The sequence below is a fragment of the Streptomyces sp. NPDC001985 genome (genome assembly GCF_040296845.1).
In the GTDB taxonomy this organism is placed as follows: domain Bacteria; phylum Actinomycetota; class Actinomycetes; order Streptomycetales; family Streptomycetaceae; genus Streptomyces.
Window position 1 is genome coordinate 1 of the sequence record NZ_JBEOYB010000050.1, and the last position, 22,378, is coordinate 22,378.

Sequence of the window (22,378 nt, forward strand, 5' to 3'; positions counted from 1 at the left end):
TCGCTGGGCTCATAACCCAGAGGTCGCAGGTTCAAATCCTGTCCCCGCTACTGAAATCGAAGAGGGCCCAGATCCTTTGAGGATCTGGGCCCTCTTCGTGCGTGTGTACCCATATGAGGCCGGGGGGAACTGGGCGTGGGGTCCGTCGAGTTGAGCTGATGGGTGTTTGACTTATCTCTCTGTGGGCATGTCGACAAAACGCTGAAGTGACCTTCCTGGTTGCGGTATACCGGGTGTGAGCGGGTTGCGGGTGGTGCGACGATGGAATATATGGGGGACAGGGCAACTCTGTTGGAGACAGGGCGGTTTGTGCAGCGGCATGCCGGAAGAACAGCGGATGCGGTGCGTCCGGCTCGTACCGGCACCGCTGGGACCGCCGTGGGCAACGGCTCCGACACGGACTCCGGCGACGGTGAGAGCGACGGGGCCGGGATCGGCGCGGGCGCCGTCATCGACGGGGTCGCCGACGCCATGGAGACCGCCGGGGCCGAGGAGCGCTACCGTCCGGCGGCGGACAGCGGCGACACCGCGTCCATGAGCATGCTCGGCGCGCTGCTGCTGCGCCGCGGCGATCTCGACGCCGCCGAGTCCTATCTGCGCGGTGCCACCGCCGAGGGCGACCGCGCCGCGGCCAACAACCTGGGCGTCCTGCTCCACCAGCGCGGCTATCCGGACGAGGCGGCGGGCTGGTGGCGCATCGCCGCCGTCGCGGGTTCGGCCGCCGCCGCGCACGCGCTGGGGCGCCACTTCCGCGAGCGCGGCGACGAGCCGGCCGCCGAGTACTGGCTTCGCCAGTCCGCCGAGCAGGGGCACGCGCTGGGGGCGTACGCCCTCGCCGACCTGCTGGAGCACCGCAGTGACGTCGGAGCCGAGCGCTGGCTGCGCGCGGCGGCCGAGCAGGGCCACCGCGAGGCCGCGTACCGCCTCGCCCGCATGCTGGAGCTGCGCGCGGCGGACGAGGCGCCCCACGGCCGCCGCACCGCGGGTCCCCACGCTCCCGGGCCCCACGGCCGTGCCACCCCGCCGCCCCCCGGCCGCGCCGGTGACCGGGCCTCGGGGGCCGCCGGGGCGGCGGTGATCGACAGCGTCACCCGGCTCAAGCTCTCCACCCTCGACGAGGCCGCCCAGTGGTACCGGCAGGCCGCCGCGCGCGGCCACCGGCGGGCGGCGCTGCACCTCGGGGCCATCCTGGAGAAGCGCGGGGACCTCAAGGAGGCCGGCCGCTGGTACCTCACCTCCGCCAAGGACGGCGAGACCCGCGCCGCCTGCGCGCTCGGCTTTCTGCTGCGCGACGCGGGCGACGAGGAGAGCGCCGCCGTCTGGTGGCTGCGCGCGGCGCAGGAGGGCGACGGCAACGCGGCCAACGCCCTGGGCGCCCTGCACGCCGCCCGGGGCGAGCCGCAGACCGCCGAGCGCTGGTACCGCGCCGCCATGACCGCGGGCGATGTGAACGGCGCCTACAACCTCGGGCTGCTCTGCGCCGCCCAGGACCGCACCCAGCAAGCCGAGCAGTGGTACCGCCAGGCCGCGTACACCGGCCACCGGGAGGCCTCCAACGCCCTGGCCGTACTGCTCCTCCAGGCCGGCGACGCGACGGGCGCCGAGCCCTGGTTCTCCAAGGCCGCCGAGGCCGGGAGCGTGGACGCCGCCTTCAACCTGGGCATCCTCCACGCGGGCCGCGACGACGACCGCACGGCTCTGGTCTGGTACGAGAGGGCCGCGACCGCCGGGCACACCGAGGCCGCCCTCCAGGTCGGCATCGCCCGGCTGCGCGACGGCGACGACCTGAGCGCCGAGCGGCATCTGCGCTGCGCCGCGGGGGGCGGCAGCGCCGAGGCCGCCTTCCGCCTCGCGACCCTGCTGGACGCGCGCCAGCCAGCGCCGGGCCCGCCGGTGCTCGGCGAGCCGATGGCGGAGAAGACCGAGTGCGAGGAGTGGTACGAGCGGGCCGCCGAGCAGGGACACCGCCGGGCGCAGGTCCGGGTCGGGATGCTCGCCGCGTCCCGGGGCGACATGGCGGACGCCGCCCGCTGGTACCGGGAGGCCGCCGAGGCGGGCAGCCGCAACGGCGCGTTCAACCTGGGGCTGCTCCTGGCGCGCGAGGGCAATGAGCGCGAGGCCGCCCTGTGGTGGAGCCGCGCGGCACGCGCCGGGCACGGGCGGGCGGCCCTGCGGCTGGCGCTGCTCGCCGCGCGGCGGGGAGAGCTGACCGAGGGGCAGCGGTGGTGTGCGCGCGCGGTGGAGCTGGGGCCCGCCGAGGTGGCGGAGCGCGCGGCCCGGCTCCGTGAGGCCCTCCACCAGGAACTGACCGCGTAGGGCCTCCGGCACCTCCGGCAGCCCGGCCCCCGGTCCCGGTCCCGGCCCCCGGCTCCGGTCCCGGCCCCCCCGGCACCGGTCCCGGCCCCCGGCCCCGGGACCGGCTCCGCAGCCGGGCATCCCGCATTCCCCGCCCGCCGCCCCGGGACGGGTTCCGGCTCGGGCTCCGGGCCCGCGCCGAGCCCCTGGCCGGCGCACCCCGGCCCCGCCGGCGAGCCCCTCCCCGGCCCCCGGGGCCCCGCTCCGGTCTTGCAGGTTGAGTCGCTCCGTTAGCAGTGAGTCCTGCTGAGACTCCGGATTCCATGGTGCGTTAGCCGTGGGTCGGTCGGCTGATCTTCAGCATTCACGTGGCCCGCCGGGAGGGACCGTTGGACTGAGGCCCGCGTGCATGCGGGCCAAGCCGGTCTTGTCGAGCGTCTCGCGCCAGCGGTCGATCGGGATGTGCCGTCCCGGCCACCAGCCGGCGGCGCGCAGGGTTTCCTCGATCACGCCGGTTTCCCGTGGTGACCGTCGCCGCCGGATCGACCCATGCCTGGTCCACCGGCGCTTTCTCGGGCCGGCCTGGCCGCCGGCATCCGGGGGGTCTGACCGGGCCCGTGGCAACGCGTGCGCCGGGCCGCAGGGCCTTCTTCGACCGGGAGTGCCACCTGTCACCGCAATGGGTTGAATGCCTGGTCGGCGTCGGCTACGGCCTCGGGGTGGACGTCGTGGGCGGCTCGACCGTCGGCGATCCTCTGCCAGTTGGTCCGGGCGAGCACCCGTTGGACCGCGAGTACCTGGGCGGCTCGCAGGCGTGCCTGGATGCCTTCGCCGAGGGCGTCCGCCAGTGCTTCCTCGTCTTCGAGCTGGTACTGCGTGAGCCGTCCCGCAAGGCTCGGTGTGGTGAACACCAGCCGGTGGAACGCCACCACCTCGGGATGATCGTTGAGGCCGGTGACGGGGTCGTACCGGTCGAGGCCGGCCCGGAAGTGCCGGTGCAGCGCCGTCACCGGCTTGATGTCGGACCTGCGGTCACGTACGACGCGTGCCGCCTCGCCCTGGTGGTCCGCGAACCGGTGCAGCACCAGGTCTTCCTTGGTGGGGAAGTACCGGAAGAGGGTCGGCTTGGAGATCTCGGCCGCAGCGGCGATGTCGTTGACCGAGACGCGGTCGAAGCCGCGCTCCAGGAACAGCGAGACGGCCGCGTCGCCGATGGCGTCGCGCGTCCGCTCCTTCTTGCGGGCCCGCAGTCCCGTCGGCTCGCTCATCTGACCACCGTAACATTCATGACCGAGTTGCTTTTGTAACCGAGTAACGTTTTCATGAGCGGCATGAATCAGAGAGACATTCCTCCCGTGCTCGTCACCGGGGCGACGGGCCGGATCGGCCGCGTCGTCATCGACCAACTCCTCGACGCGGGTGTGCCGGTCCGCGCCCTCACCCATCGCTCCGAGGCGGCGGCGACGCTGCCGGCGAAGGCCGAGGTCTTCACCGGTGACCTCACCGTGCCCGAGACGCTCGACCCGGCATTGAATGGCGCCGGTGCGGTCTTCCTTGTCTGGACCGCCCCGCCGCAGACCGCCGGGGCAGTCGTCGAGCGGCTGGCTGCCCACGTGCGGCGGGTCGTCTTCCTCTCCTCCCCGCACCAGACGCCGCATCCCTTCTTCCGGCAGCCGAATCCCATGGCGGTGCTGCACGCCGACATCGAGAGGCTCGTCGCGGCCACCGGACTCGAGTCGACGATCATCCGGCCGGGGATGCTCGCGTCGAACTCGCTGGCCTGGTGGGCGCCCGCGATCCGGGCCGGCGAGATCGTCCGGTGGCCTCACGGCGCTGCCGAGACGGCACCGGTCGACGACCGCGACATCGCAGCCGTCGCGGCGCGGACGCTCTGTCAGGACGGATACGCAGGAGGCGACTATGTCCTCACGGGCCCCGAATCGCTGACCCAGGCCGCGCAGGTGGACGTCATCGGTGACGCCCTGGGGCGCCGGATCGCCTTCGAGGAGATGACACCGGACGAGTTCCGAAGGCTGTCGGAGGGCACGGCGCCCAGCTCGGTCGCCGACATGCTGCTCGCCGCGTGGAGCGCGGCGGTCGGACAGCCCGCGTATATCACCACTGCGGTGGCCGACGTCCTTGGGACGGCGCCGCGAACGTTTCGCCAGTGGGCCGCCGACCACGCCACCGCGTTCACGGAGGGTTCGACGTCGGGGCGGACCGGTTCGTGATGCTGGTCGGGCCGCCGGTCAGGTGACGGGGGATTGCACTGCGTCCAGGAGGCTGAGCAGGTGCTCTGCTTCGTGGATGAGAGCGGCGCCCGCGGGAGTGGCTGCGAGGGGGCTGGTCCGTTCGATCAGCTGAACGCCTGCGGCCTTTTCCCGGGCGTGGAGTTGACGGGTGAGCGTCGCCGGTAGCGTTCCGAGGCTCTTGGCGGCCGCGCAGAGGTTCCGTTGGCCGGGCAGTCGGACCAGGCGTCTGAGGCGTTCGACGCAGTTGCGGACGTTGCTGATGGCCGCCATCGACGGGGACGGGGCTGGTGCGTCCGGCAGGCGAATGAGAACGGCAGCCGCCAAGCCAGTGGCCAACGGCCCCCGTTGTCGGCCAGGCAGCGGGGGCAGAAGCGGCTGTGGCGCCCGAGATGACGCCGGACGGGGGCCGTCTCGTCCCCGTGCTGCGGAGCTGCGGCAGCAGGGCGGATCGCGCGACGGACCGTAAAGTCATCCGGTCGAGTTCGCGGCGTGCTTCCTCGGCGGCGGCGTCGTTCTTCACCGTGTCGATGAGATCCTTGTCGAGCTTTTCCTCGCCCGAGCGGACGGCTCGCAGGCAGGACCGGTTGATCAGCGCCATCAGCGACGCGCAGTGCCCGGTCGTGCGGGCGAACAGGCAGTCGGCCAGGTCGACGAGCATCCCCGGGTGTTTCTCGGCCAGGACGATCTTCTTCGCGATGGTCTTCAGCAGAATCCGCCACTGCTTCCGCCCCTGGTCGTCGTCGATCTGGAAAGGACGCAGGGTCAGTGCGGTGGTGCGGCGGCCGAACTGCGCGAGCAGGGCCTGTTGCGGCGACAGGCCCTCACGCAGCATCCCGAGGCCGGCGACGCCGACGCCGACGTAAAGCAGGGTGACGGGGAACACGTTCGACAGGAACCAGTCGACTGGGCGGGGATCTTCACCGTGCCCCGGCCGTGTTCGGCCGCGACCCGCTCCTCGATCTCCAAGAGAATCAGCCCGCGGACCGGCCGGCAGGCGTTCGTGTAGTTGTCCAGGACCGTCCGGGCGCTCTCCAGCCAGCGGTGATCCACCCTGTCCTGGGCGTTCCTTCGCAGCTTGCTCGTGCGGACCAGGCCCGCCGGACCGGACTTCTTCACCTGCGTGACCCACAGCCGGACGGCGCTCTCGCCGACCCCCAGCTCTCGGGCCTTGGCCAGGCAGCGGTGCGTCATCGGGACGCCCGGGGCGTACTCCGGCCGCGGCTCGCCCTCATGTGCCAGCTCCGGCGAGCCCAGCCGGTACCACCACCGGCCACAGGTGCTGCCAACGCGACCCGGAAGATTGCCGGCCGACTGCTGGACATCGACCGACACTGCTGACGCGGACCCGGAACCCACAGGTCTGTGGATCATGGATTTGCACCGGTCGGTCGGTTCCCGTAGAGTTGGGTTCAACGACGCGGGGTGGAGCAGCTCGGTAGCTCGCTGGGCTCATAACCCAGAGGTCGCAGGTTCAAATCCTGTCCCCGCTACTGAAGACGAAGGCCCGGATTCCACTGGAATCCGGGCCTTCGTCATGTGGCGCACCGCGCCGAAGCGGCAACGGCGACAAGGCCACCTGAATCCCACAGGTGGCCTTCGGTCGTTCGGGCGGTCCCGGGTCCGGTCAGGCGCTCGCGCAGGCGGGGCAGATGCCCCGGTAGGTGACCTCGACATCGGAGATGGTGAAGCCGAAGCGCTCGGAGTCCGGCAGGTCGGCGAGGGGATTCCCCGCCGGGTGGACATCGCGGATCGCGCCGCACTGGGCGCAGACCAGATGCTGGTGGGGCCGGTGCGCGTTCGGGTCGTACCGCTTGGCGCGGCGGTCGGTCGCGACCTCCAGCACCTCGCCCAGGGAGACCATTTCGCCGAGGGTGTTGTAGACGGTGGCGCGGGAGATCTCCGGCAGCCTCCGCACCGCGCGGGAGTGCACCTCGTCGGCCGTGAGATGGATGTGCTCGCCGTCGAGGACCTCGGCCACGACACGCCTCTGGGCGGTCATGCGCCAGCCGCGTCCGCGAAGTCGTTCCAACAGGTCACTCATAAGGACCAGCCTAGCAGTGGGGGACCGTGATCCCGAACGGGTGTGACTTTGGATGTTCACTTGACTTAGACAAAGTCCATCGTAGGATCGGATCGGCACAAGGGCCAGGACGAGGATCATGCAGGAGGCGCACGTGACGCAGGGACCGCTCACCACGGAGGCCGGGGCTCCGGTCGCCGACAACCAGAACAGCGAGACCGCGGGCGTCGGCGGTCCGGTACTGGTGCAGGACCAGCTGCTGCTGGAGAAGCTCGCGCACTTCAACCGGGAGCGCATCCCGGAGCGTGTCGTCCACGCGCGGGGCGCCGGCGCCTACGGCACCTTCACCGTCACCGCCGATCTCACCCCGTACACCCGCGCCGCGTTCCTCTCCACGGTGGGCAAGGAGACGGAGACGTTTCTGCGCTTCTCCACGGTGGCGGGCAACCTCGGTTCGGCGGACGCGGTGCGCGACCCCCGGGGCTTCGCGCTGAAGTTCTACACCGAGGAGGGCAATTACGACCTCGTCGGCAACAACACCCCGGTGTTCTTCATCAAGGACGCCATCAAGTTCCCGGACTTCATCCACACCCAGAAGCGCGACCCGTACACCGGCTCCCAGGAGGCGGACAACGTATGGGACTTCTGGGGCCTCTCGCCCGAGTCGACCCACCAGGTGACCTGGCTCTTCGGCGACCGGGGCATCCCCGCGTCGCTGCGCCACATGAACGGCTACGGCTCGCACACCTACCAGTGGAACAACGCCGCCGGCGAGGTCTTCTGGGTGAAGTACCACTTCAAGACCGACCAGGGCATCAAGAACCTCACCCAGGACGAGGCGAACAAGCTCGCCGGTGAGGACCCGGACAGCCACCAGCGCGATCTGCGCGAGGCGATCGAGCGCGGCGACTTCCCGAGCTGGACCGTCCAGGTCCAGATCATGCCCGCGGCGGACGCGGCGACCTACCGCTTCAACCCGTTCGACCTCACCAAGGTGTGGCCGCACGAGGACTACCCGCCGATCGAGATCGGCAAGCTGGAGCTGAACCGCAACCCGGAGAACGTCTTCGCCGAGGTCGAGCAGTCCATCTTCTCGCCCGCGCACTTCGTCCCGGGCATCGGCCCCTCGCCGGACAAGATGCTCCAGGGCCGGCTCTTCGCCTACGGCGACGCCCACCGCTACCGCGTCGGGATCAACGCCGACCACCTGCCGGTGAACCGTCCGCACGCCACCGAGGCGCGGACCAACAGCCGGGACGGCTTCCTGTACGACGGCCGTCACCAGGGCGCGAAGAACTACGAGCCGAACAGCTTCGGCGGCCCCTTCCAGACGGACAAGCCGCTGTGGGAGCCGATCCCCGTCTCCGGCGCGACCGGCAGCCCCGAGGCCGCCCGTCACGCCGAGGACACCGACTTCGTGCAGGCGGGCAACCTCTACCGGCTGATGTCGGAGGACGAGCGGGTCCGGCTGATCGAGAACCTCTCCGGGTTCATCGCCAAGGTCTCGCGCGATGACATCGCCGAGCGCGCGATCAACAACTTCCGCCAGGCGGATGGAGACTTCGGCAAGCGGCTGGAAGCCGCGGTCCAGGCCCTTCGTGGCTGACGGACGCCTGCCGTAGACGGAGGGCCGGATTCCTGTCCAGGGGTATCCGGCCCTCTCGTATGTCCCGGGCACACCCGGAGGGCGCGGACCTCCCGGTCCGCGCCCCGGGTGAGCGCTCAGCCGACCAGGGTGGTCCGGTCGCGGCGGGCCGGGGCCCAGCAGCGGACGATGTCGCGCACGGAGACGATGCCGACCGGCCCCTCGTCGTCCAGCACGATCAGATGCCGGAAGCCGCCGCGCGACATGGCCTCCGCCGCCTCCTCCAGGGACCAGGCCGGGGCGGCGAAGACGACATCGGTGGTGGTGTGGCCGGCGGCGGTCTCCCGGTCGGGGTCCTCGCCCGTACCCACCGACGCGAGGATGTCGCGCTCGGTCAGAATGCCCATCCCCTCGGCGTCGCCGTCGAGGACGACGGCCGCGCCGACCCGGCGGGCGGCCATCAGGCACGCGGCCTGGCGGAGGGTGTGCGTGGGTCCGATCGTGAGGACCGCCGTGCTCATGGCGTCACGGACGAGCATGGGTGGAGCCACCTCCTTGGGGGACACCGGCCCTTTCGAGAACCGATTCACAAGTTCACAAACGGGGGGACTTTCAGAGTCGCAGCCTTGGGGGAGTGGGGCAAGGGGCATGGACCGGGGGTTTCCGCACCGGCGGACCGGCCTCGGCGGACCGGCTCGGGCCGGTGGGCCCCGGTGGGGCCCGGACCGCCGCCACGCGGGCGGGTGGGTCCGGCCGGCAGCCGATCACCGGGTACCCGCCGGGGCCGTGCGGGCGCGCGGACGGGGGTGCGGACGGAGGGTGCGCCGGAACGCGCTCGGTGCGCGGGACCGTGTCCGGCCGGGCGGGGCGGGGTGCGCGCCCGTGGCGCCCGGCCCTGCCGGTCCGGCGGGTCAGGGGCGCCGGTCGAGGTAACCCAGCAGCTCCTGGTGGAGCAGCCCGTTCGAGGCCGCGGCGTTGCCGCTGTGCGGACCCGGGGTGCCGTCCAGGCCGGTGAAGGAGCCCCCGGCCTCCTCCACCACGATCGCGGTCGCCGCCATGTCCCAGAGCGAGAGCTCCGGCTCCGCGCAGAGGTCGATGGAGCCCTCGGCGACCATCATGTATGGCCAGAAGTCGCCATATCCGCGTGTGCGCCAGCAGGCGCGGGTAAGGTCGAGAAAACCGCTCAGCCGGCCCTGCTCCTCCCACCCCGTCAGTGAGGAGTAGGCGAAAGAGGCGTCCTCGATCCGGTTCACCCCGGAGACCTTGAGCCGGGTGGCGGAGCTGAGCGAGCGCCCGGTGTACGCACCACTGCCCAGCGCGGCCCACCAGCGCCGGCCCAGCGCCGGGGCCGAGACCACACCCACCACGGGCCGGTGGACACCGTCATCGCCCCGCACCATCAGTGAGATCAGCGTGGCCCAGACCGGCACACCGCGGACGTAGTTCTTGGTGCCGTCGATCGGGTCGATGACCCAGCGCCGGGGGCCCGTGCCCTCGATGCCGTACTCCTCGCCGAGCACGGCGTCCCGGGGGCGGGCCCGCTGGAGCTGTCCGCGGATCAGCTCCTCCGCGGCCTTGTCGGCCTCGCTCACCGGAGTCATGTCCGGCTTGGTCTCGACCTTGAGGTCCAGGGCCTTGAACCGGTCCATGGTGGCGGCGTCGGCGGCGTCCGCGAGGACATGGGCGAGACGCAGATCGTCGTCGTAGTCGGGCATGACGATCACTCTATCGAGGAGGCCCCATCGGCACGGAACGGCAAACGGAACCCCTCGGCCGGCCACCCCCGCGGCCGGTGCCCGCCAAGGCCCTTGACACCTGGGGAAGGAGCGTCAAACTCTGTGCGAAACGCCGTACGGCGGGGTGGGCACCGGGCCCGGAGCCGTGCGGTCTGGGAGGCGACGATGCCTACGGCCCGCGAGTCCCTGTTGAACGCCGCGCTGGCGGCGCTCGCGAGATCACCCTGGTCGGCGGTGCGGATGGTCGATGTCGCCGCGGCGGCCGGGCTGTCGCGCCAGACCCTCTACAACGAGTTCGGCAGCAAGGACGGGCTGGCCAGAGCCCTGGTGCGGCGGGAGGCCGACGCCTATCTCCAGGGCCTGGACCGATTACTGGGCGAGCGCTCGGGGCCGGTCGATCCGCTGGTCGCCGTCGCCGAGTGGACCGTCGGCGAGGCCGGGGCGAAACCGCTGCTGAGGGCGTTGCTCACCGGCTGCTGGGGCGAGCGGCTGCCCACCCCCAAACCCGTGCGGCGCGGTTCGCCGCCCGCCGGGGCGCCCGCCCAGCGCCGGGCGGACGCCGGGCTCCCGGCCCCCGCCGAGGTGGTCGAGCTGGTACGGGACCGCTCCCTGGCCGCGCTGGAACAGGGCGGCCGGGGCGGCGACCACCCCCGGGCGGAGGACGCGGCGGCGCTGGCCCACCGCTGTGAACTGGCGGTGCGGCTCGCCCTCTCCTGTGTGCTCGCCCCGGCGGGAGGCGGAGTCGGCCCGCTGGTCCGCAACGTGGTCGGGGCGCCGTCCGGTGGCCGCGGTTCCGCGCGGGTCAGTGGGCTGAGCCCGACAGTTGCAGACCGATGACCCCGAGGATCACCAGACTGATCGAGACGATCTTGAGCGTGGAGACCAGATCGCCGAGGAAGACCATGCCGTAGATGGCGGTGCCCGCGGCCCCGATGCCCGTCCACACGGCGTACGCGGGCCCCACGTCGAGTTTCTTCAGCGCCAGCGTCAGCAGGCCGAAACTCCCCAGGGCGAAGGCGGCGAAGGCGATGGTCGGCCAGAGCCGGGTGAATCCGTGCGACAGCTTCAGACAGACGGCGAACCCCGTCTCCAGCACCCCGGCGACCACCACCAGCAGCCACGCCATGGACAGCGCCTCCCCGTCAGTCGGTGACTGCTTTGTCGGACTTGCTGTGATTATGCACTTGCCGACATCGGAAGGCTGCAAATATGGGCGAATAAGGGCGATTCAGTCACCCTCGCGCCGTTCCCGGGTGGAGAGCAGCCGCCGGAGCGAGTTCAGCCGGGCCGGGTCCGCGTGCCCCTCGGCGACCCAGGCGTCCAGGGCGCACTCCGGCTCGTCATGGGTGCACCCGCGGGGGCAGTTCTCCGTCCCCGGGACGAGATCGGGGAAGGCGAGGATCACCCGCGACGGGTCCACGTGGTTCAGCCCGAAGGACCGCACACCCGGGGTGTCGATCACCCAGCCGCCCTGCTTGTCGGCGAGCGGCAGGGCCAGCGCCGATGTGGTGGTGTGCCGGCCGCGCCCGGTGACCGCGTTGACATGCCCGGTCGTGCGCCGGCGGTCCTCCCGCACCAGCGCGTTGACCAGTGTGGTCTTGCCGACACCGGAGTGGCCGACGAATGCGGTGGTACGGCCCGAGAGATGCTCGTGGACCCGGTCGGCGGCGACCCCGTCCACGAACTCGTCACGGGTGGTGACGACATGGGGAACCCCGAGCGCCCCGTACATCTCCAGCAGTCCGTCCGGGGAGGCGAGATCCGACTTGGTCAGCACCAGCAGCGGGGTGAGACCGCCGTCGTACGCGGCGACCAGACAGCGGTCGATCATGCGCGGGCGCGGCTCGGGGTCGGCCAGGGCCGTCACGATGGCGAGCTGGTCGGCGTTGGCGACGACCACCCGCTCGAACGGGTCATCGTCGTCCGCCGTGCGGCGCAGTACGGACGAGCGCTCCCCGATCCGCACAATGCGGGCCAGGGTGTCCTTGTCCCCGGAGAGGTCGCCGACGATCGAGACCCGGTCGCCGACGACGGCGGCCTTGCGGCCCAGCTCCCTCGCCTTCATCGCCATGACCACCCGGTCCTCGACGAGACAGGTCAGCCGCCCCCGGTCCACGGTGAGGACCATGCCCTCCGAGGCGTCCTCGTGCTTGGGGCGGATCGTGGTCCGCGGCCGGTTGCCCTTGCGGTTCGGGCGCACGCGGATGTCGTCCTCGTCCGGGTTCTTGCCATAGCGACGCATCTCAGGCCCCGTTCAGCTTTCCGCTCCGAGCATGGCTGTCCACATCTGCGGAAAGTCGGGCAGGGTCTTCGCGGTGGTGGCCACGTTCTCGATCTCGACGCCCTCGACCGCGAGGCCGATGACGGAGCCCGCCGTGGCCATCCGGTGGTCGTCGTAGGTCTGGAAGATCCCGCCGTGCAGCGGGCGCGGGCGGATGAGGAGACCGTCGTCGGTCTCGGTCACATCGCCGCCCAGTTCGTTGATCTCCTTGGTGAGCGCGGCCAGCCGGTCCGTCTCGTGCAGCCGCAGATGGCCCACGCCCCGCAGGGTGGAGGGGGAGTCGGCGAGCGCGGCGACGGCCGCGATGCCCGGGGTCAGCTCGCCGACCTCGCCGAGGTCCACGTCGATGCCGTGGAGCCGGCCCGTACCGGTGAAGGTCAGCCCCGCGTCGGTCAGCTCGCAGGAGCCGCCCATCGCGGTGAAGATCTCCCGCAGCGCGTCACCGGGCTGGGTGGTGCGCTCCGGCCAGTCGGGGATGGTGACCCGGCCGCCGGTGATCAGCGCGGCGGCCAGGAACGGCTGCGCGTTGGAGAGATCCGGCTCGATGGTGACGTCCCGGCCGAGCACGGCGGAGGGGGAGACCCGCCAGACATTGGGCTCGCCGCCGGTCTCCGGCTCGTCCACCTGGGCGCCGACGGCGCGCAGCATGTCCACGGTCATCCGGATGTGCGGCATGGAGGGGAGCCGGGCGCCGATGTGCCGGACCTCCACCCCCTGGTTGAAGCGGGGCGCGGAGAGCAGCAGCGCGGAGACGAACTGGGAGGACGAGGAGGCGTCTATCTCGACGGAGCCGCCGTCCAGCGCCCCGCCGCCGTGGACGGTCAGCGGGAGCGCGCCGCGCCCCTCGTCGTCGATCCGGGCGCCGAGCGCGCGCAGCGCGTCGATCACTCCGTGCAGCGGGCGCTCGTAGGAGCGGGGGTCGCCGTCGAAGCGGATGGCGCCGTCGGCGAGGGCGGCGACCGGGGGGAGGAAGCGCATCACGGTGCCGGCGTTGCCGACGTCGACGGTGGCCGGGCCGTGCAGCCCGGCCGGGATGATCCGCCAGGCCTCGCCCTCGGCGTCCGGGCCGCCGACGATGGTGGAGCTGGAGGAGACGGTCTCCTCGATGCCGACGCCGAGGGCGCGCAGCGCCTCCGCCATCAGCAGGGTGTCGCGAGAGCGCAGGGGGCGGCGCAGCCAGCCCGGCTCGGCGGCCAGCGCGGCCAGCACCAGAGCGCGGTTGGTGACCGATTTCGATCCGGGCACGGTCACCGTCGCGTCGACGGCTCCGGTCGCGAAGGGGGCGGGCCAGAGGGCGGGGTGCACGGAGGCTTCGGTCATGACCCTTACTTTAGTGGCTCGCCGGAGACCCGGATCTTGATCAAATACGCTGAAACCGGGGCGTAACCGTTGAGTGGTAGTGGCCGTCCGGCCCGGGTGGGCGTCCCGGGGGACCACCCGGCGCCCCATGGCGCCTCCGCGCGGCCTGCGGGAGACCTCCGATACGTGCCTGCCGGTCCAGGAAGAACCCCGCGACGCCTCCGCGCGGCCCTCGGGGGAAGCCCTTGGCGGCTCGGCGCGGCCTGCGGGAGACCTCCGATACGTGCCCGCGGTTCTCCGGTGCGAGCCGGCCGGCGCCCCGGCGGCCCGTGCGGACCGGCCCGTCCTACAGGCGCAGCAGCCACCGTCCGCCGCCGATCAGCGAGGTGAGCGAGACGGCGTGGAAGAGCAGGAGCCACAGTGTGGCCGGAACGTGGGTCAGCCGCGAGAGCTGGTCGGCGTCCGAGTCCGGGGCCCCGCCGTGGCGCCGCTTGGCCTGGAGCTCGAAGGCCGGCCGCACGCCGCCGAGCAGCAGGAACCAGACGGCCGTATAGGCGAAGGCGGCCTGCACATCGGCCCCCGCCAGCCAGGAGACCAGCAGGAAGGCCGCGCCCGTGAGGACCACGGTCAGGACCCCGTAGGCGTTGCGGATCATCACCAGCATCCCGAGCAGCAGCGCCGTGGCCAGCCACAGCAGCAGCGTGATCCGCCCGGCGCCGAGCAGCGCGGCCCCGCCGAGGCCCAGCAGGGCGGGCGCGGGATAGCCGGCGGCGGCGGTGAGCACCATGCCGATGCCGGTCGGCCTGCCCCGGCTCACCGTCAGCCCGCTGGTGTCCGAGTGCAGCCTGATGCCCTGGAGGGAGCGGCCGGTCAGCAGGGCGATCAGCCCGTGGCCGCCCTCGTGGGCGATGGTGACGGCATTGCGCGAGATCCGCCACAGCGGGCCCGGGACGATGACCGCCAGCGCGGCCACCGCGGTGGCTATGACCAGCCATTCCTCGGGTGCGGGCTGGGTTCCGGCGAGCCGGTCCCACAGCCCGCCGACGGAGGCGCTGCTGAGGCTGGAAGCGGAATGGGTGCTATCCATTTCTGGGGCGGCTCCTTGTACCGGGGGCGGAAGTGGCAGTCTGGCATTCATGTGTGGCAGGTATGCGGCGAGTCGTGGGCCGGCGGAGCTCGTGGAGGTCTTCGGAGTCCAGCGCTGGGAGCCCGAGGAGACCCTCGCTCCCGACTGGAACGTGGCCCCCACCAAAGAGGTCCACGCGATCCTCGAACGTCCAGTGAAAGACGCGGATGACCCCCGTCCGGTTCGCCAGCTGCGGACACTGAGATGGGGACTGGTGCCGTCCTGGGCGAAATCGCCCGAGGGCGCCGCCCGGATGATCAACGCACGGTCGGAGACCGTCCACGAGAAGCCCTCCTTCCGGCGGTCCTTCGCCGCCCGGCGGTGCATCCTCCCGGCCGACGGCTACTACGAGTGGGTCACCGGCGCGGACGAGCGGCAGCTGGAGGAGCAGGGCCGGCGCAAGCGCCCCCGCAAACAGCCGTACTTCGTCACCCCCGCCGACGGCTCGGTCTTCGCGATGGCAGGGCTCTACGAGTTCTGGCGGGACCGGACCCTGCCGGACGAGCACCCGCTGGCCTGGTGGGTGACGTGCACCGTGCTCACCACCGAGGCGGAGCGGGCCCCGCTGGGAGTCGCCCCCGCCGAGGGCCCGGGCTCGCTCGCCGACATCCACCCCCGGATGCCGCTGATGCTGACCCCGGACCGCTGGGACGCCTGGCTGGACCCGGCCCGCACCCAGCCGGAGCAGCTCAGGGAGCTGCTGGAGCCCCCGCCGGAGGGCCTGATGAGGGCGTACGCGGTGAGCACCGCCGTCAGCAATGTCCGCAACAACGGGCCGGAGCTGCTGGAGGAGCGCGAGGCCCCCGAGGAGGGCACCCTCTTCTGACCCGCCGGGCCCGGGGCTGAGCCCCTCCCCGGCCCCCGCCCGGCAGGATGGGCCCGGTGAACACCCACGACCCCGCGAACACCACCCACGACCCCGTGAACACCACCCCCGGCACCGGCACCACCGAACAGGTCGGGACCGCCGCCGGACCCGCGCGGATCACCTGGCACCGGGCCCCCTCCGGCACCGCCCGGCGGGTGCTCGCCCTCGGCCACGGCGCCGGGGGCGGCATCGGGGCCCGGGATCTGCGCGCCCTCGCCGCGGCCCTCCCCGCCGACGGCATCACCGTCGCCCTCGTCGAGCAGCCCTGGCGGGTCGCCGGAAAGAAGATCGCCCCCGCGCCCCGGACCCTCGACACCGCCTGGCGCGCCCTGTGGCCCGCGCTGGAGCGCCCCGGCCTCCCCGTGATCGCCGCCGGGCGCAGCGCCGGGGCCCGGGTCGCCTGCCGCACCGCGCGGGAGCTGGGCGCCGCCGCCGTGCTCACGCTCTCCTTCCCGCTTCACCCGCCCGGCCGCCCCGAGCGCTCCCGGTCGGCCGAACTGCTCGGCACCGGTCTGCCCACCCTCGTCGTCCAGGGCGGCAACGACCCCTTCGGGAAGCCGGCCGAGTTCCCCGAAGGGGCGTACACCCTGGTGGAGATCCCGGCCGCCGACCACGGCTTCGCCGTCCCCGCGCGGGCCGGTGTCACGGAGGCCGAGATTATGACAACGGTCACAGACGCGGTCCGGGAGTGGGCCCGCGGGTTACGGGAATGACGGCGTGCCCGGCTCTGTTGTGCGGGATGTCAGGACGTCAGCAGCAGAGCATGGAGTAGGGAGTCCCGCGCATGGGCCCGACCGTCTGCCCCCGTCGCACGCACCCCAGTGACCTGGAGTGGACCGTGCTCACGACGGCCAGGACCGCGCCGCTCCGGGCGCCGGGCGGAGCCGGTCGACAGGAGCCGGTGACCGAAGGTCGACTATTCTCCGATTCGAGCGGGTCCGCACTCGGGTCCGTCACAGCGTTGGAGGAGGTGGGTCCGGTCACTGGGACCGACGCAGGGGCCGACGACGGCCGGGCGGCACAGGGACAGGGACAGCCGGAAGACCGGACCGCCGAGTCCGCACCGGCCGCGGACCCGGCCGCCGAGACGACCGCCGAGCGCAACGCCCGCTTCGAGCGGGACGCCCTCGGCTTCCTCGACCAGATGTACTCGGCGGCGCTGCGCATGACGCGCAACCCCGCCGACGCGGAGGACCTGGTCCAGGAGACCTACGCCAAGGCGTACGGCTCCTTCCACCAGTTCCGTGAGGGCACCAACCTCAAGGCCTGGCTGTACCGAATCCTCACCAACACCTTCATCAACTCCTACCGCAAGAAGCAGCGCGAGCCCCAGCGCAGCGCGGCCGAGGAGATCGAGGACTGGCAGCTGGCGCGCGCGGAGTCGCACATGTCCACCGGACTGCGCTCGGCCGAGTCGCAGGCCCTGGACCATCTGCCGGACTCCGACGTGAAGTCCGCGCTCCAGGCCATCCCCGAAGAGTTCCGCATCGCCGTCTATCTCGCCGACGTCGAGGGCTTTGCGTACAAGGAGATCGCGGACATCATGGGAACACCCATCGGGACGGTGATGTCCCGCCTGCACCGGGGCCGCCGCCAGCTGCGCGGCATGCTGGAGGACTACGCCCGTGAGCGCGGACTCGTCCCGGCCGGTGCGGGGGAGTCGAACGACGCGAAAGGCTCGGGCTCATGAGCTGCGGAGAGCCGCACGAGACGGACTGCTCGGAGGTACTGGACCACCTCTACGAGTTCCTCGACCGTGAGATGCCCGAAGGCGACTGCACCAAGTTCGAGGTGCACTTCGAGGAGTGCTCCCCCTGCCTGGAGAAGTACGGGCTGGAGCAGGCCGTGAAGAAGCTGGTCAAGCGGTGCTGCGGACACGACGACGTCCCCACCGACCTGCGGGCCAAGGTCATGGGACGGATCGATCTGATCCGCTCCGGCGAGACCGTGCCGGACGACGACATCAGCGTCGCCCGCGCCCAGGCCCCCGGGGCCGAGTGACCGCACCCCCGCGCCCCAGGCGTACGAGGAGGGTGCGCCGTGACCATCACGGCGCACCCTCTTCGTACGCACCCGCTGTCACTCGTCTGTGCGAAGAACCGCCGCCGCCCCCGCCACCCACCCCCTCAACTCGCTAGCGTGACGCGCGAGATGCGAAGGGGGCGGCGCAGTGGGGTCCGTACCGGTGACGGCGCGCGCATACATTCTCTGCACGGTGCTCTGCGCGGGTGCCTGCGTGCTGCCCCTGGCCCGGCAGGGCGTGCCCGCCGGCTGGAGCGCCGTGGTGCTGCTGGCCGCGCTCTACGCCGGATGTGAGCTGCCCCCGCGCTGCCGCCATCTGCGCAAGGCCCTCCCCGTCAGCGCCGCCTCCTTCTTCCCGGTGCTGCTGACCGCGGCCTTTCTGCTGCCGCCCGCCGCCGCCGCGCTCGTCGCCGTCCCCGGCTCGCTGCTGGGGCGGGTGGAGCGCAGACCGGCCGGACCGCGGCGGATCTGGCGGGCCGGCCAGCTCGCCCTCGCCACCTGGAGCGCGTCCCGCACCCATCTGCTCCTCGGCGGCGCGCACACCCTCGGCGAGCCCCGCTTCCCGCACGCGCTGGTGCCGGCCGCCGCCGCGGCCGTCGTCTTCTGCCTGGTGCTGACCGCGCTGGAGGCCGGCATCCTCGCCACCGCCGAGCGCCGGCCGCCGCACACCGCCGCGCGCGATCTGCTGCTGCACTCCCTGGTGCCCCATCTGGTCCACGGGCTCGCCGGGCTGATGATGGCGGTCCTGTGGACCAGTCCGTACGGGCCGGTCTCCGCGCTCTTCGTCCTGCTGCCCATGTACATCTCCTGCTGGCTCTTCGCCCAGTACCACCGCGAGCGCACCGCCCACCAGGCCACCATCCGCGCCCTGGTGCAGGCCGTCGACCTCAAGGACCGCTACACCCGGGGCCACAGCGAGCGGGTGGGGCGGGCCTCCGTGCTCATCGGCCGCGAGCTGGGCATGGACGAGCGGCGGATCGAGGTGATCCGGTTCGCCGGAATCCTCCACGACGTGGGCAAGCTCGGTGTGCCGACCCGGGTCCTGCGCAAGGACGGGCCGCTGACCCCGCAGGAGCGGCGGGTGATCGAACTGCATCCGGAGTACGGCCACGAGATCGTGCGCGGTATCGGCTTCCTCGGCGAGGCGAGAGCCGCGATCCTGCACCACCACGAACGGCTGGACGGCACCGGGTACCCCTGCGGGCTCGCCGGGGAGCAGATCCCCGAGTTCGCCCGGGTCGTCGCCGTCGCGGACGCCTTCGACGCCATGACCTCCACACGCTCCTACTCCCGGGCCCGGCCGGTCGGGGTGGCGCTGGCGGAGCTGCACCGGTGCGCGGGCACCCACTTCGACCCCCGGATGGTCGCCGCGCTCACCCGGGCGCTGGAGCGGCACGGCTGGGAGACGGAGGTCACCTCCGACGAGGCCGCCGCCGTGACCACGCCCCAGGACGTGCGGGGCATTCCGTCCCAGCCGGTGCGGGTCGCCGACCGCACCCCCGGCGGCCCCGTATGACCCCCGCCGGGCGCCCGGAACCCCCCGCCGACCGCCCGGGCCCCCGCGCGGCGCACGCGGCCCCCCGTGCCGCCAGCCCGGACCCCCGAACCCCCCGTGCCGCCAGCCCGGACCCCCGAACCCCCCGTGCCGCCACCCCGGCCCCCCGCACCGGCGGCGCCCTCGCCCTCCTGGTGGCCGTCCACACCGCCGCCGCCCTCCTCGCCGGCATCGCCCTCGCCGCCACCCTCTGGAACGGCTTCCGCGAACCCGGCAACGCCCTCGCCTTCGGGGCCCTCATCGCCATCGGCGAGACCGTCCGCTGGGGCGCCGCGCCCGGCGAGCGCGAACCCGCGCCCCTCGGAGCCGCCGGAGCACTCGCGTACGCCCTGCTCGGCGAGTGCGCGGGCCGCATGACCAGCCACGGCGTGCTCCAGGTCGTCGCCGTCGTCGTCGCGGGGGCGCTCACCGGCGCCGTACCGCAGCTGGCCCACCGGCCGGGGCCCGCCCTCGACCATGTCTCCCGACGGGTACTGAGCGTCACCGTCGCCGCCGTCTGCTTCCAGCCGCTCTACAACTCCGGCGGACTCGGCCACTGGGCGCACGGCGCCTCCTACGCCCTGCTCCTGCTGGTCCTGCTGCTGCTCACGGCCCTGTGCGACGCGCTGCTCGCCGCGCTGATGCTCCGCGCCCGCACCGGCTTCCCGTACGGCCCGCTGCTCCGCGAGGAACTGCGCGCGCTCCTCGGCATCGGCTCCGCCGTCTGCGCCAGCGGCGCGGTCATCGCGCTCGCCGTCGCCGTCGCGGGGCTCTGGGCACTGCCCGTCTTCTGTGTGCCGCTGCTCCTCACCCAGCTCTCCTTCCGGCGGTACGAGGCGGTACGGATCACCTACCGGCAGACCATCGCCTCGCTCGCCCGCGCCACCGAGATCGCCGGCTACACCCCGCCAGGACACGCCCGCAGGGTCGCCGCGCTCAGCTGCGCCGTCGGCCGGGAGATGGGGCTGTCCGGCAGCCATCTGACCGTGCTGGAGTACGCCGCGCTGATGCACGACATCGGCCAGCTCTCGCTGGTGGACCCCGTGCCCGACGGCGCCACGGCACTGCTGCCCACCGCCCGGCAGCGCAGGATCGCGCTGCTGGGCGGGGCCGTCGTCCGGCAGACCGGGGTGCCCGCCGAGGTCGCCGTCGTGGTGGAGCGGCAGGCCGACCCCTACCGTGATCAGCCGCTGCCCGCCCGGATCGTCCGCGCCGTCAACGCATACGACGACCTGACGCGGGGAGGCGCGGAGGGAGCGCACAGCCCGCTCGGCGCACTGGAGCGGCTGCGGCTCGGCACCGGGCGCGACTACCACCCCGAGGTGGTCGAGTCGCTCGCCCGGGTGCTGGGCCGCGGCGGCGGCCCGGTCGCCGCGCACCCCGGCTGAACGCTCGGGTCTGACCCCGGTTCCACCGGGGTAACCCATGGGTAATGAGCCAGCCCTCAGCCGGGCATGGTTGGATGCGAAAGAGGACAGACGACCAGCGTCAAGCAGACACACGAAGCAGTGACGAAGCAGTACGGGGAAACACACCAACAGCGTCCGGGAAAGTGACCCGAACGACCGGCAGGCGGGAATCGTGAGGATCTTCGGGAAGGTACGGCATCGGCCCTCCGCCTCGTGGCGGCAGGCCACCGACCGCGCGTTCACGCTGATCGGCGACGGCCGGTACGAGGACGCGGGAGCGCTGCTGACACGGGCGGCCGACCTTGAGCCCTGGCTCTCCGAGTCCTGGTTCAATCTGGCCCTGCTGCACAAATTCCGGCACGACTGGGAGCAGGCGAGGGCCGCCGGGCTGCGCGCCGTGGCCCTGCTGGACAAGGAGGCCGGCGCCCCCGACTGGTGGAACGTCGGGATCGCCGCCACCGCCCTCCAGGACTGGCCGCTGGCCCGCCGCGCCTGGCAGGCGTACGGCCTCAAGGTCCCCGGGGTGCCCACCCGCAGCGGTGGCGTCGGCGCGGGACCGGGCGGCGAACCCCTGGAGATGGACCTCGGCAGCGCCGCCGTCCGGCTCTCGCCCGAGGGCGAGGCCGAGGTGGTGTGGGGCCGGCGGCTCGACCCGGCCCGGATCGAGGTGCTGTCGATCCCGCTGCCGTCCTCGGGCCGCCGCTGGGGCGAGGTCGTCCTCCACGACGGCGTGCCCAACGGGGAGCGCACCACCGCGGCCGGCCCCGCCTTCCCGGTCTTCGACGAGATCGAGCTGTGGGCTCCCTCACCCGTCCCCACCTGGGTGGTGCTGCTGGAAGCCGCCTCCGAGGCCGACCGGGACGCGCTGGAGCAGCTCGCCTCCGACGCCGGATTCGCCGCCGAGGACTGGTCGTCCTCGGTGCGGCTGCTCTGCCGCTCCTGCTCCGAGAGCCGGATGCCCAGCGCCGAGGGCGAGGGCGAGCACCTCGACCCCCACGACCACAGCGAACCGGGCCACCCCGGGCCGCTGGGCCACCGCACCGCGGGGGAGCTGTGGTCCCCCGAGCGCGAGTGCGGTATCGCGGCCCCCGCCGGCCTGGTCCGCGGGCTGCTCGACGGCTGGGTCGCGGACAGCCCGGATTCCCGGGAGTGGCGGGATCTCGAGGAAGTCTGCTGAACCCTGCCCGTAGGCTGTACGGACACAGGGTGACCCCCGCCGGGCAGTCACCGAGCACCCAGGAAGGCGTACGGCTGACATGGCGTCGCAGCAGGAGACGGACCAGCAGGTCAATGAGGGTTCCGCCGTGGACGACGAGGGTTTTCTCGTCGACACGGAGGACTGCGAGGCACGCGAGCTCGCCCACCGGGAGCGCGGCACCTCGCGCCCGATCACGGTCGTCGGCAACCCGGTGCTCCACAAGGAGTGCCAGGACGTCACCGCCTTCGACGGTGCGCTCGCCTCGCTGATCGATGACATGTTCGCCAGCCAGCGGACGGCGGAGGGCGTGGGCCTGGCCGCCAACCAGATCGGCGTCGATCTGAAGGTCTTCGTCTACGACTGCCCGGACGACGACGGCGTCCGCCACACCGGATACATCTGCAATCCGGTCCTGGAGGAGCTGCCGCCCGAGCGCCGGGTGCTCGACGACTCCAACGAGGGCTGCCTCTCCGTGCCCACCGCCTACGCCGAGCTGGCCCGCCCCGACTACGCGGTGGTGCGCGGCCAGGACCTGCACGGCAACCCGGTCAAGCTGCGCGGCAGCGGCTACTTCGCCCGCTGCCTCCAGCACGAGACCGACCACCTGTACGGCTATCTGTACATCGACCGGCTCTCCAAGCGCGACCGCAAGGACGCCCTGCGGCAGATGGCGGAGGGCACCCCCCGCTACCCCGTCGTCCCGAACGACTGACCCGGCCGCCGGTACGCGACAGGGCCCGCCCACCATCCGGT

General features: G+C 72.6%; 23 protein-coding genes, 1 tRNA gene and 1 pseudogene. 14 read left to right on the forward strand and 11 right to left on the reverse strand.

Features of this window, described 5'->3' with window-relative positions; all coding sequences use genetic code 11:
* Positions 1-261 precede the first annotated feature (261 nt).
* Entirely contained in the window at positions 262-2,316 is a 2,055-nt protein-coding gene (locus ABT122_RS22165; protein WP_351554836.1) for a tetratricopeptide repeat protein, read from the forward strand.
* 336 nt (positions 2,317-2,652) lie between these two features.
* On the opposite strand, the gene ABT122_RS22170 is transcribed toward ABT122_RS22165, so the two are convergent.
* Both ABT122_RS22170 and ABT122_RS22175 read right to left on the reverse strand, forming a co-directional pair.
* A complete protein-coding gene (locus ABT122_RS22170) occupies positions 2,653-2,805 on the reverse strand; it encodes a hypothetical protein (protein ID WP_351554839.1) in 153 nt (50 codons plus the stop codon).
* Positions 2,806-2,966: 161 nt separating this feature from the next.
* Positions 2,967-3,563, reverse strand: coding sequence for a TetR/AcrR family transcriptional regulator (locus tag ABT122_RS22175; RefSeq protein WP_351554841.1), 597 nt, complete (start codon positions 3,561-3,563; stop codon positions 2,967-2,969).
* A 63-nt stretch (positions 3,564-3,626) separates the two neighbouring features.
* On the opposite strand from ABT122_RS22175, the gene ABT122_RS22180 reads away from it, so the two are divergent.
* Complete coding sequence (locus ABT122_RS22180) at positions 3,627-4,526, forward strand: NAD(P)H-binding protein (RefSeq protein WP_351554844.1); 900 nt, start codon at positions 3,627-3,629, stop codon at positions 4,524-4,526.
* 18 nt (positions 4,527-4,544) lie between these two features.
* Here ABT122_RS22180 and ABT122_RS22185 read toward each other — a convergent pair whose 3' ends face one another.
* On the reverse strand, positions 4,545-4,817 hold the full coding sequence (locus ABT122_RS22185; protein ID WP_351554847.1) for a LysR family transcriptional regulator: 273 nt from the start codon (positions 4,815-4,817) through the stop codon (positions 4,545-4,547).
* Positions 4,818-4,891: 74 nt separating this feature from the next.
* A pseudogene (locus ABT122_RS22190) lies at positions 4,892-5,266 on the reverse strand (hypothetical protein); the annotation flags it as partial.
* Here ABT122_RS22190 and ABT122_RS22195 point away from each other — a divergent pair.
* Both ABT122_RS22195 and ABT122_RS22200 read left to right on the forward strand, forming a co-directional pair.
* Positions 5,158-5,553, forward strand: coding sequence for a hypothetical protein (locus ABT122_RS22195; protein ID WP_351554850.1), 396 nt, complete (start codon positions 5,158-5,160; stop codon positions 5,551-5,553). The pseudogene ABT122_RS22190 and the gene ABT122_RS22195 sit on opposite strands and share 109 nt — an antisense overlap.
* 410 nt (positions 5,554-5,963) lie before the next feature.
* Positions 5,964-6,037, forward strand: a tRNA-Met gene (locus ABT122_RS22200).
* 134 nt (positions 6,038-6,171) lie between these two features.
* Here ABT122_RS22200 and ABT122_RS22205 read toward each other — a convergent pair.
* Entirely contained in the window at positions 6,172-6,588 is a 417-nt protein-coding gene (locus ABT122_RS22205) for a Fur family transcriptional regulator (RefSeq protein ID WP_351554853.1), read from the reverse strand.
* A gap of 133 nt (positions 6,589-6,721) precedes the next feature.
* Between ABT122_RS22205 and ABT122_RS22210 the strand changes: the two genes are divergently transcribed.
* Positions 6,722-8,173, forward strand: a complete 1,452-nt coding sequence (locus ABT122_RS22210) for a catalase (RefSeq protein ID WP_351554856.1) — start codon at positions 6,722-6,724, stop codon at positions 8,171-8,173.
* Positions 8,174-8,289: 116 nt separating this feature from the next.
* On the opposite strand, the gene ABT122_RS22215 is transcribed toward ABT122_RS22210, so the two are convergent.
* Positions 8,290-8,691 carry a CBS domain-containing protein gene (locus ABT122_RS22215; protein ID WP_351554859.1) on the reverse strand — a complete coding sequence of 134 codons (402 nt, stop codon included), beginning with the start codon at positions 8,689-8,691 and terminating at the stop codon, positions 8,290-8,292.
* A gap of 372 nt (positions 8,692-9,063) precedes the next feature.
* Positions 9,064-9,867 carry a histidinol-phosphatase gene (gene hisN / locus ABT122_RS22220; protein ID WP_351554862.1) on the reverse strand — a complete coding sequence of 268 codons (804 nt, stop codon included), beginning with the start codon at positions 9,865-9,867 and terminating at the stop codon, positions 9,064-9,066.
* 186 nt (positions 9,868-10,053) lie between these two features.
* On the opposite strand from hisN, the gene ABT122_RS22225 reads away from it, so the two are divergent.
* Complete coding sequence (locus ABT122_RS22225) at positions 10,054-10,725, forward strand: TetR/AcrR family transcriptional regulator (RefSeq protein ID WP_351554865.1); 672 nt, start codon at positions 10,054-10,056, stop codon at positions 10,723-10,725.
* On the opposite strand, the gene ABT122_RS22230 is transcribed toward ABT122_RS22225, so the two are convergent.
* The 4 genes from ABT122_RS22230 to ABT122_RS22245 form a co-directional block, all read right to left on the reverse strand.
* Entirely contained in the window at positions 10,691-11,014 is a 324-nt protein-coding gene (locus ABT122_RS22230) for a DMT family transporter (RefSeq protein WP_351554868.1), read from the reverse strand. The genes ABT122_RS22225 and ABT122_RS22230 overlap by 35 nt on opposite strands.
* Positions 11,015-11,116: 102 nt before the next feature.
* Positions 11,117-12,130 (reverse strand): ribosome small subunit-dependent GTPase A, encoded by a 1,014-nt coding sequence (gene rsgA / locus ABT122_RS22235; protein ID WP_351554870.1) that lies wholly within the window; start codon positions 12,128-12,130, stop codon positions 11,117-11,119.
* Positions 12,131-12,142: 12 nt separating this feature from the next.
* Positions 12,143-13,489 (reverse strand): 3-phosphoshikimate 1-carboxyvinyltransferase, encoded by a 1,347-nt coding sequence (gene aroA, locus ABT122_RS22240; RefSeq protein ID WP_351554873.1) that lies wholly within the window; start codon positions 13,487-13,489, stop codon positions 12,143-12,145.
* Positions 13,490-13,814: 325 nt separating this feature from the next.
* The gene (locus ABT122_RS22245) at positions 13,815-14,555 is read right to left on the reverse strand and encodes a M50 family metallopeptidase (RefSeq protein ID WP_351554876.1); all 741 of its coding nucleotides are present in this window, start codon (positions 14,553-14,555) and stop codon (positions 13,815-13,817) included.
* Positions 14,556-14,604: 49 nt separating this feature from the next.
* Between ABT122_RS22245 and ABT122_RS22250 the strand changes: the two genes are divergently transcribed.
* The 8 genes from ABT122_RS22250 (at position 14,605) to def (ending at position 22,337) form a co-directional block, all read left to right on the forward strand.
* Positions 14,605-15,420: an SOS response-associated peptidase gene (locus ABT122_RS22250; RefSeq protein ID WP_351554879.1), complete on the forward strand. Its 816-nt coding sequence runs from the start codon at positions 14,605-14,607 to the stop codon at positions 15,418-15,420.
* A 47-nt stretch (positions 15,421-15,467) separates the two neighbouring features.
* Positions 15,468-16,175, forward strand: a complete 708-nt coding sequence (locus ABT122_RS22255; protein WP_502976180.1) for an alpha/beta hydrolase family protein — start codon at positions 15,468-15,470, stop codon at positions 16,173-16,175.
* A 257-nt stretch (positions 16,176-16,432) separates the two neighbouring features.
* On the forward strand, positions 16,433-17,152 hold the full coding sequence (locus tag ABT122_RS22260) for a sigma-70 family RNA polymerase sigma factor (protein WP_351554881.1): 720 nt from the start codon (positions 16,433-16,435) through the stop codon (positions 17,150-17,152).
* Positions 17,149-17,463: a mycothiol system anti-sigma-R factor gene (gene rsrA / locus ABT122_RS22265; RefSeq protein WP_351554883.1), complete on the forward strand. Its 315-nt coding sequence runs from the start codon at positions 17,149-17,151 to the stop codon at positions 17,461-17,463. Before ABT122_RS22260 ends, rsrA begins: the two co-directional genes overlap by 4 nt.
* 169 nt (positions 17,464-17,632) lie before the next feature.
* Positions 17,633-19,000 (forward strand): HD-GYP domain-containing protein, encoded by a 1,368-nt coding sequence (locus ABT122_RS22270; RefSeq protein ID WP_351554885.1) that lies wholly within the window; start codon positions 17,633-17,635, stop codon positions 18,998-19,000.
* Between the two features lie 173 nt (positions 19,001-19,173).
* Entirely contained in the window at positions 19,174-20,406 is a 1,233-nt protein-coding gene (locus tag ABT122_RS22275; RefSeq protein WP_451067196.1) for an HD-GYP domain-containing protein, read from the forward strand.
* Between the two features lie 193 nt (positions 20,407-20,599).
* Complete coding sequence (locus ABT122_RS22280) at positions 20,600-21,604, forward strand: tetratricopeptide repeat protein (protein WP_351554888.1); 1,005 nt, start codon at positions 20,600-20,602, stop codon at positions 21,602-21,604.
* 79 nt (positions 21,605-21,683) lie between these two features.
* Positions 21,684-22,337, forward strand: a complete 654-nt coding sequence (def, locus tag ABT122_RS22285; RefSeq protein WP_351554891.1) for a peptide deformylase — start codon at positions 21,684-21,686, stop codon at positions 22,335-22,337.
* Positions 22,338-22,378 lie beyond the last annotated feature (41 nt).